A 7,683-nucleotide genomic window follows, 5' to 3' on the forward strand; every position below is an offset into this window, starting at 1 on the left:
TCATGAAATGCGCACTTACGACTTGGATTTCATCCAAGTCAAAGTTTGCGTAAGGGGAATCCCCTTAACCCCAAAAATCGCTACGCAATTTTTAAAAGCAAAAGCAAAACCATCACAAGGCTAAGGCATGGCAATTTATCACTGTACGACGAAGACTGTTAACCGAAGTTCGGGACGAACTGCGGTTGCATCTATGGCTTATCGTGCAGGAGAAAAATTGAAAGATGAACGGACAGGATTAACGCACGACTTTACGAGAAAAGAAGGTGTGGTTTATACCGAAATTATTTCTAATTTGGATATCGAATTAGACCGAAGCCAAGTCTGGAATATGGCAGAAAAATCAGAGAACCGAAAAGATGCCCGAACAGCACGTGAATGGGTGATTGCTTTGCCTGATGAATTAGATGAGGAACAACGAAAAGAACTGGCCAAAGAGTTTGCGCAATCTTTAGTAGACCGTTATGGAGTAATCGCGGATTTAGCCATTCATGCACCTAGTCAGAATGGCAGTGATAAAAATCATCATGCACATATCTTACTGACAACGCGCAAGGCCGAATTAGATCCAGAGCAGAATTTAGTTCTTAAAGATAAAGCCGATATTGAGTTAAGTAATACCAAAAGAAAAACACTGGGTATGGGAACAAGCCAGGAAGAAATTAAACAGATCCGTTCCACCTGGGCAAACCTAGCGAATCATGCCCTCGAACATGCAGGGTATCGGGAAAGAATCGACCACCGCAGCTATGTCGATCAAGGTAATCAGCTACAAGCCACTATCCATGAGGGTAGCAAGGTCACGCAGATGCGCAGGAAAGGTATAGATACTGAGATCAGTCGTTTCAACGACACGGTAAAACAGCAGAACAGCCAACAGCTCCAAAACAAACAACAGCATAAAGAAAAAACCTTAGAACAAGGGTTCAACCGTGTTGAGCAAGGCTTTGAGCAATGGAAGAAAGCACAGGAAGTTAAACGCCTAGAACTGGAACGTAAACAGCAATTGAAGCTACAGCAAGAACAAGCCATGAAGCAGAAACACCGCAAGAGCATGAAGAGAAGTGGACCATCGCTATGAGCAGCCAAAATGATTTAGATGATCAGTTGTATATTCTATTAGCCTCCATGAAGGAATATAGAGAAGCTATAGCAGATGATAACAAGCGATTAGAGACGTTTTACAACAAAGTAGCTAGTGGGGTACTAGAACAAAGCAAAAAGACCCTAAATAACGCAAATCAGGAAGCTACACGTGCCCTTCAAGGTCGCATCCATGAACTAGACAAGGCTACCGACAAATTGAACTACAGATTTATTGCCTTGTTATGTGCAATTTTCCTCAGTCTGGTGCTGGTTTTCCTGTCTTTTATATTTTTATTTATTCCAAGTTTTGATGAGATCAAGGAACGTCGTGCAGAGGCAGCGTGGCTAGAACAAAGATATAATTTAGATATTAGAAATTGTAATGATAAATCTTGTGTCCGAGTTATGAAAAATGACTGTCATGGAACGAATAAGGATTACTGTGTTATTGACCCTAAATAAATACTGGCAAGTACTTTGCTCGGTTCTTTTCTTAATCTTATTGCTACCGAATATCGCAAAGTGGCTCGACTTTGAGATATGGCAATAGCCATGTCTCAAAGTATCGAGCTTTACTTTTCATTCTTTATGTCCTATCTATTTGCTATAGGGAAGCATACTTTATAGCACTGATAGTGGAATTAATAATGAGAAGGCATTTGATTTTCCTAGCTTTTATAATAATGATTTTTATTTTAGCTCTCGTTGTTAAACTCGATAATGATCGGAAAAAATTTGAAGTATTCAATGAAGTAGAGACAACAAGCAAGTTTATACAAAAAAAACCATAGTTTTTTTATGGTTTTTTAAATACTTTATAAAATATAAATCCTTATTTGAGTTTCCATAACCCAGTATTCCATGACTGGGCTTTTTTTTATATTTTCAAATAGTGTTTTAGTAAAAATCAATCAAATTTCGTATAACAGCCATTATGTTAAATCACTCTAATTTTTCATCTTAATAAAGTATTATTAATAACATAACGAATTAAATATAACTTTGATTTGAAGGCATAAAATGAAATTTTTCAAACTTGCATCTATTGCTCTAGGACTGATCTTTTCTATGGAAACTTTGGCAAATCCAACATTTTCAAATGAGTTATTAACAAAGGCTGAAAATGGTGATTCATCAGCACAATTAGAATTAGCCGATGTATATATACATGGTTACGGTATTGAAGAAGATGAAGCTCAAGCCGAAAGCTGGGCTATTAAGTCAGCGGAAAGTGGCAATATCGATGCAATGTATTGGCTTGGTGATGGGTATGCGACATACGCTGGTTTAGTTGAAGATATGGACCCAACTGATGCTGAAGAACATTATAAGAAAGCTTTTGTGTGGTTCTCAAAAGGATCTGACTTAAATCATACTGATTCTATGGTGGGTTTAGCTAATTTATATCGTAATGGTGAGGGAGTTACTGAAGATACTGCTAAGGCATTAGATTTATTTAAAAAAGCTGCGTCTCTTGGCAGTAAAGAGGCTATGAGGGATCTTGAATTTATGTATCGATATGGAATAGGTGTAGAAAAAAATTTAGATAAAGCAAAATTTTGGGAAGATAAGGCACAGATGTAACTATGTAGAATAATTAAAATTAACATAATACACGTTATACGAAGTTCTAGAAATGAGTTTATAACACTGATTTTTATGTATTTTTTAAAGTTTAAAGCCTAGACCAGTGTCTAGGTTTTTTTATTTCGTATAACCGCCATTATGTTAAATGGGGGGGAATAAGACAGTAAATGCCAGTTTATTAAATTTTAAATAGAACGTTTTTTTACTAAATTTTAGATAAAAATAATCTTCTAAGTACTCAATTAGCTTACCTTCCTGTATAAGAACAAGGCGAAGTTTCAGGGTTTTATGAAATGATATTGAATGCTTACAAAAGTATTCTAAATTCAGTATTTTTATAAAATTTTAAAAAGTAATTTTTTTCAAACAAGGATTTATATGTTTCACAATAGAAGAACATTATTACCTTTAACTCTTTTATCTGTTTTATTAGTCGCATGCGGTGGAGGGGGGGGAGAAAGTAGTCCAACGTCATCAGATACATCTGTGCCGAAGCCTATTGTAGAAACTTCTGTATTAAGTCCAGATTTGACACATGGCTATTTTGAAATTGAAAATTCTGGTATTGCTAATAACTCAACCATTAAGTTTTCACCATTTCATACAGATAGTGTGGTTGAAGCATCTGCTACTAACAATAATATGTGGGATTTAGAGATTCTTACACCAAGCAATGATTTATCTGCCCATATTAATAATTTGGCGGGTCTTTATTTTTATCCTAAAGAAGATAAAGTTGGAGTTTTTAGCTATTCAGAGAATGATAAAGGACATCTGACGGTTCGATGTCAAAATTCGTGTAGTGATACATTTTCTTATAAAATTGAAAAGCAAAGTAATGGTAAAACTTATTTTATTATAAATGCAAATGGTTCTATAGCAGGACGTTTAAATAATAATGATTTTGCATCAACTGCCAAAATTAAAGGCTCTGTTAATTTTGAAGTAAATTCTAATTGGCCAGTATGGGACACCAAACGCTTTAATGAATATCATGCGAAATCAGACTTAGTTGTTAATGGTAAACCTGCAACAATAGAAAAATTTTTGGATTGGAAAACTAGCTCTGTTTTAACTTTTACTACAGATAAAGAATACTATTTTAACTTTAATAATCCTGTGGATCTTGATCACGATAGATTTATTTTAACGGAGGGGAATTATTTTAGTAATGAACAGCCTAAAGATGTATACATATATAAGGGATACTTCAATCGAGATTTTACATTAAATACAGATTATGAAAATGGTATAACCACCTTTAAATTTATCAATAATTTATTTACTAACCCTATTGAATATATTGCTTCTCCAGAGTTGAAAGTATCTGGAGGTTTTGTAAAAAAAGTTCCTTATGGTCAAGTGATTGCAGGAGATGAAGTTTTTAAAATTGATGAAACAGTCGCAGCAGTTGTATATGCAGAAAATGAAAGTAAGTATTTTCGCTTTATGAGTCGAGATAATCACTCTGATCTCGAGTTCACAGTGAAATACGATACAATTACTAAAAATGTAAATGTAGCGTATCAAAGACCAAAGAAGGGTCAATTAAATGTGAATATTTATCTGAAATGGAACTGTAAATTGACGAATAATCATTGTACTGGTGTCACTGTCAATGATTCAGAGGGAACAATTGAATTTAAAAATGTGCAGTTAGATGATGGTCGTCTAATAAATGGCAAGTTTGGTCATTTAGGAGTAAACGATCTTGTAAGATGATAAATTCATAGTTATATTCCATAAAAATATAGAAATGTTAATTCTTCTAAAATTAACATAATACACGTTATATGAAGTCGAAAAAGGGAGCTTTAAGCTCCCTTTTTTACTAGTTTTTTTTAAATTGCTAAGCGTAAATTCAGTGCTTTTACCACTTTAATAACAGTATCAAAGCTTGGATTTACATCGCCAGAAAGTGCTTTATAAAGACTTTCTCGGCCTAAACCTGTGTCTCTTGATAATTGAGCCATTCCTTTAGCTTTAGCAATATTACCTAAAGCTTTTGCAATGAATGCCGCATCACCATTAGATTCATCTATACAGGCTTGTAGGTAAGCTTGCATATCTTCTTCTGTTTTAAGATGTTCAGCACTGTCCCATTTACGAAGTTTGATAGCCATTTACAGCTCCTCCTCTAAATCTTGTGCTAGTTGTAGGGCAAGTTTTATATCTTTACTTTGCGTAGACTTGTCTCCGCCTGCTAAAAGAATAACGACCCTTTGCCCTTGCTTACAGTAATAGATCCTGTAGCCAGGTCCAAAGAAGAAACGTAATTCAGAGACACCTTCACCGACTGGCTCAGTATCTCCAAAGTTTCCATCTTCAACCCGATCAATTCGGACTTGTATACGCCTTTTTGCCTGCTGGTCTTTTAACTTAGTAAACCAGTCATCAAAGACTTCAGTGGTATATATTGAGTACATAAGAGTAATGTATCCCATAGGATACATTCATGCAAGAAATAAACTTGGATGTATGGGGCTTATAACAGAATTTCGTATAACGCCCATTATGTTAAATGGAAGCTAACGACCTCCAAGAAAATCGGTATAGTGTGAATAGTTATTGAGTAGATAAGAGAATTAAATTAGTGAAATACTCAAATGAAAAAATAGTTAAAGCTCTCTTACTTGCTCCTTTACCGTTACTTTTTTTCATAGCAGTCCTGTTTATCGTAATGAATCAGGAATACAGCCTATACTCGATTTTAGTGGTTCTTGTAGGGCATGGCCTTGTCTACTTAGCGTATTGTATTTTGACTGTGCCTTTCAGCTTCATATTCTCAATTATTTTAAATCGTTATAACAGTCTGAATTTATTAACCATCTGTATTAGCTCTCTAATTATTGCTGCTCCATTTTTTATTCTTTTTGGATGGAGTCACACAGGAGAAATTTCGAAAGAGTGGTGGAAAATGTATACCAATACATGGACTATTTTTATGGCTTTCTTTCCTGGCTTATGTTATTGGCTGTTTTTAATTAATTTAAAAGATAAAGAATAGTTATGAAAAAAATATTATATTTTAATTTCTTAGCGATTATTTTGACTTACGTATCTTTGCTTTATCAAAAAAATATATTAGTTGCTCGCATAGTTGTAGATAAGCTTGAAAAAGTTGAAGTCATAGCTGGGGGATTTCCTCTACAGTTCCTTATAGATGGTGAAACCTCTCCAGTCGGAAGTATAAGTATCAATCCTTTATTTATTTTCATCGGCATGGATCAATTTGTTTTTCTCAATTTTTTTATTGATTATTTATTTTGGATAAGTATTTTATTTGCTTTTTCTATGATTGTGAAAAAGTACAGAATTGTATAGATCTCCTAAAATTAACATAATACACCTTATACGAAATACGTTATAATTCCACTTAGAAATCAATGCTGTAGTTTCTAGTTTATAGCCCATCTTCCCCAAGGTGGGCTTTTTTTATGATTTTTCACGTTCCACGCCTATTCTTTGATCAATGTTTCACAACTTTGATAGCTCCATTAAATAATTAAAACCTAGATAATAAGAACCGAGTGAGTGTCTACGAGCGATTGAGCATCATCAAAATTTCACGCTCGCCTTTTCTCTGATTACAAGCTCCCTTTCGATTTTAAACGGTAGGTACAGAGCATCCCGAATGGGTGCGAACTTTGGATTTTTTGCTTTTCAAAAAGTATGAGCGAAGCGAATACATTACCAATGCTTTTTTTGGATATTACAAACAGTATTAATTAAAAACTGCCCCTCGAAGCGAGGAACGAGCTTCAATAAAGTACGAGCTTTAGCGAGTACCTAGGGCAGTTTGCACTCCCCTCTCGAAAGGCTTTTAATTATTTTTAAAGCTTTTAAATGCTTTTAGGAAGGGTGAAAGCATTGGTATACGTGCATTTCAGAAGGCATAAACGGACAGTAGCTCTTATATAAACGGACAGTAGCTCTTATATAAACGGACAGTAGCTCTTATATAAACGGACAGTAGCTCTTAATTAAAGGACATTAAATAATTTGACCTTAAAAGGATATTGAAATACATTGTCTTCTAATTCAATAATAAAATAAGGGCTGTTTTATGAAGAACAGTTTAGTTGTGAAAGATAATGCTTTAATCAATGCCAGTTATAACTTGGAATTAACAGAACAGCGTTTGATTATGCTTGCCATCATTAATGCCAGAGAATCAGGGCAGGGCATCACAGCCGATAGTAAGTTAGAAATTCATGCTAGTGATTATGCAAAGTTGTTTAATGTATCCATTGATGCTTCGTATAAAGCCCTTAAAGAAGCAGTGAATAACTTATTTAACCGTCAGTTTAGCTATACAGCCGAATATAAAAGAACAGGGAAAACTGGCGTTGTACGTTCACGTTGGGTTAGCCGTATTTTTTATGTTGATGATTTAGCATTACTAGAAATAACTTTTGCTCCTGATGTTGTCCCACTGGTAACACGTTTAGAAGAACACTTCACAAGCTACCAAGCCAAACAAGTCGCACACTTAACAAGTAAGTACGCTACTAGGCTTTATGAGCTTCTTATAGCTTGGCGTGAAGTCGGTAAAGTGCCACAAATAGAAATTAGTACTTTTAGAAATAGACTAGGACTATTAGAAAATGAGTACACAGCAATGAGTGACTTTAAAAAGCGTGTACTAGAGCCTTCTATTAAGCAGATCAATGAACATACAGATATTACCGTGACGTATGAACAACATAAAAAAGGACGTTTAATTTCAGGCTTTTCATTCAAGTTAAAACAGAAGCAACAGCCAAAAATTGAAGTTAAGCATGACCCAAACACACCTGATTTTTTTATAAAATTGAGCGATCCACAACGCCATTTATTTGCAAATAAAATGTCTGAAATGCCCGAAATGAGTAAATATTCACAAGGTACGGAGAGCTTTCAACAATTTGCTATTCGTATTGCTGACATGCTTTTAGAGCCTGAAAAATTCAGAGAGCTTTATCCAATTTTAGAAAAATCAGGATTTCAGCCATGATTAAATTAAATAAC

9 protein-coding genes are annotated in these 7,683 nt (G+C 34.6%); 7 read left to right on the forward strand and 2 right to left on the reverse strand.

From position 1 onward, the window contains the following. Positions 1-127 precede the first annotated feature (127 nt). From mobQ to VXQ92_RS15125, 4 genes are all read left to right on the forward strand, one after another. The gene (mobQ, locus tag VXQ92_RS15110) at positions 128-1,081 is read left to right on the forward strand and encodes a MobQ family relaxase (RefSeq protein WP_068534583.1); all 954 of its coding nucleotides are present in this window, start codon (positions 128-130) and stop codon (positions 1,079-1,081) included. Continuing rightward, positions 1,078-1,548 (forward strand): hypothetical protein, encoded by a 471-nt coding sequence (locus VXQ92_RS15115; RefSeq protein ID WP_046650746.1) that lies wholly within the window; start codon positions 1,078-1,080, stop codon positions 1,546-1,548. Before mobQ ends, VXQ92_RS15115 begins: the two co-directional genes overlap by 4 nt. Positions 1,549-2,106: 558 nt before the next feature. Further along, a complete protein-coding gene (locus tag VXQ92_RS15120) occupies positions 2,107-2,670 on the forward strand; it encodes a tetratricopeptide repeat protein (protein ID WP_171492720.1) in 564 nt (187 codons plus the stop codon). A gap of 381 nt (positions 2,671-3,051) precedes the next feature. Beyond that, positions 3,052-4,395 (forward strand): hypothetical protein, encoded by a 1,344-nt coding sequence (locus VXQ92_RS15125; protein WP_416682358.1) that lies wholly within the window; start codon positions 3,052-3,054, stop codon positions 4,393-4,395. A 119-nt stretch (positions 4,396-4,514) separates the two neighbouring features. Here the strand turns inward: VXQ92_RS15125 and VXQ92_RS15130 are convergent, their stop codons facing one another. Both VXQ92_RS15130 and VXQ92_RS15135 read right to left on the reverse strand, forming a co-directional pair. After that, positions 4,515-4,796 (reverse strand): addiction module antidote protein, encoded by a 282-nt coding sequence (locus tag VXQ92_RS15130; RefSeq protein ID WP_000985610.1) that lies wholly within the window; start codon positions 4,794-4,796, stop codon positions 4,515-4,517. Beyond that, entirely contained in the window at positions 4,797-5,099 is a 303-nt protein-coding gene (locus tag VXQ92_RS15135; RefSeq protein WP_000286964.1) for a type II toxin-antitoxin system RelE/ParE family toxin, read from the reverse strand. 167 nt (positions 5,100-5,266) lie between these two features. Between VXQ92_RS15135 and VXQ92_RS15140 the strand changes: the two genes are divergently transcribed. From VXQ92_RS15140 to repM, 3 genes are all read left to right on the forward strand, one after another. Beyond that, positions 5,267-5,680, forward strand: coding sequence for a hypothetical protein (locus VXQ92_RS15140; RefSeq protein ID WP_416682359.1), 414 nt, complete (start codon positions 5,267-5,269; stop codon positions 5,678-5,680). 2 nt (positions 5,681-5,682) lie between these two features. Beyond that, a complete protein-coding gene (locus VXQ92_RS15145; protein ID WP_004917622.1) occupies positions 5,683-5,997 on the forward strand; it encodes a hypothetical protein in 315 nt (104 codons plus the stop codon). Positions 5,998-6,739: 742 nt separating this feature from the next. Then, complete coding sequence (gene repM, locus VXQ92_RS15150) at positions 6,740-7,669, forward strand: replication initiation protein RepM (RefSeq protein WP_176538521.1); 930 nt, start codon at positions 6,740-6,742, stop codon at positions 7,667-7,669. The last annotated feature ends 14 nt before the right edge of the window (positions 7,670-7,683 follow it).

The sequence above is a fragment of the Acinetobacter sp. 228 genome, assembly GCF_048147885.1.

Excerpts from the sequence above, each read along its gene's own strand:
- mobQ (WP_068534583.1), top strand. The coding sequence starts at position 128 with ATGGCAATTTATCACTGTACGACGAAGACTGTTAACCGAAGTTCGGGA.
- VXQ92_RS15115 (WP_046650746.1), top strand. The coding sequence starts at position 1,078 with ATGAGCAGCCAAAATGATTTAGATGATCAGTTGTATATTCTATTAGCC.
- VXQ92_RS15120 (WP_171492720.1), top strand. The coding sequence starts at position 2,107 with ATGAAATTTTTCAAACTTGCATCTATTGCTCTAGGACTGATCTTTTCT.
- VXQ92_RS15125 (WP_416682358.1), top strand. The coding sequence starts at position 3,052 with ATGTTTCACAATAGAAGAACATTATTACCTTTAACTCTTTTATCTGTT.
- VXQ92_RS15130 (WP_000985610.1), bottom strand. The coding sequence starts at position 4,796 with ATGGCTATCAAACTTCGTAAATGGGACAGTGCTGAACATCTTAAAACA.
- VXQ92_RS15135 (WP_000286964.1), bottom strand. The coding sequence starts at position 5,099 with ATGTACTCAATATATACCACTGAAGTCTTTGATGACTGGTTTACTAAG.
- VXQ92_RS15145 (WP_004917622.1), top strand. The coding sequence starts at position 5,683 with ATGAAAAAAATATTATATTTTAATTTCTTAGCGATTATTTTGACTTAC.
- repM (WP_176538521.1), top strand. The coding sequence starts at position 6,740 with ATGAAGAACAGTTTAGTTGTGAAAGATAATGCTTTAATCAATGCCAGT.